Source organism: Neisseria sp. P0006.S004, assembly GCF_051963015.1.
In the GTDB taxonomy this organism is placed as follows: domain Bacteria; phylum Pseudomonadota; class Gammaproteobacteria; order Burkholderiales; family Neisseriaceae; genus Neisseria.
The window spans coordinates 1-1019 of record NZ_JBQCUS010000020.1 but is presented as its reverse complement, the minus strand read 5'-3'; the positions used below and the strand labels follow the sequence as shown (position 1 = coordinate 1019).

General features: G+C 34.5%; 1 protein-coding gene. It reads right to left on the bottom strand.

Annotated features, from left to right (window positions below; translation table 11 throughout):
* Window positions 1-485: 485 nt before the first annotated feature.
* Window positions 486-1019, bottom strand: a 534-nt coding sequence (locus ACTHR2_RS10505) for an RHS repeat-associated core domain-containing protein (RefSeq protein ID WP_440375707.1), incomplete at its 5' end; no start/stop codon positions are given.

The window sequence follows — 1019 nt, the reverse complement described above, 5'->3', positions numbered from 1 at the left end:
AGTCGCTGCTTTTACGGGCGATTTTATTGACGGCCATGGCGGCTTGCTCCTGTTGGGGGATGGGGTCGTCTGAAAAACAGAACCCGTGTGCGTACGTACCGCACACACCTTATGTCGGGATTGGAGGTTTTATAGGGACTACGGCTTGCTACACTTGTAAAAGCATAAGATTCGAAACCTAATTAATTTTGTATAGTTTGAAAATTTTTTTAAGTTTATATATAAGTTTGTATAAAAGAAATATATTTATAAAAAAACTAATTGATCCATAAGCAAAGTGTATTATTCTTCGATAAAAGATATTATCAATAGTAGGATTCAGATTTAGTCCTAAATGAGTAATAATATCTTCTTCAATAATTGACCATGGAAGTGTTATAGTAATATTAATTAATTCCAAAATCCAAGGGTTTATTATAAATAAAATTATATATATAAATAAATATAATAAAAAAATACTTATATATTTATAAATTTTCATAATATCACCTATGATTTTTAGACGTTTTTTTAATTGTTTTATCGAGGGATGGTGGGTTTTGGCAAGTATTAGTATCATTTTCTGGTCCATAGTGTTGTGAAATTGCCTTTTCAAGCCCCCAACGTTTTATAGAAGAAGAATTAGGATCATGTTGGATATTTTTAGATGTATTCACAAGAGTGTCATCACACCTTACCATACAGTTATATTTTTCTAATCCTGAACATGAGAATTGTTCCCTACACTTAGCATAACAAATATCATGTTGCCTGCAAGCCGTATCCAATACTCCCATTGGTTCAGCATAATAACCGTTATTGTCTCGAAGCTTACTGTATTGCTCTTCTCTCCCCCCTGTCCAGTCTGGTCCACACCAATTCCCATGATATTTAAACCAACCTAATGTATCTATCCATTTCGTAGTATTTGGTGCAAACGCATAAAAATTACTCCCCCCAAACAACCCAATCGGATCCTGATTCACAAACCGCCCCCCATCAGGCTCATAATACCTGAAGAAGTTGTAATGCAGCCCCGT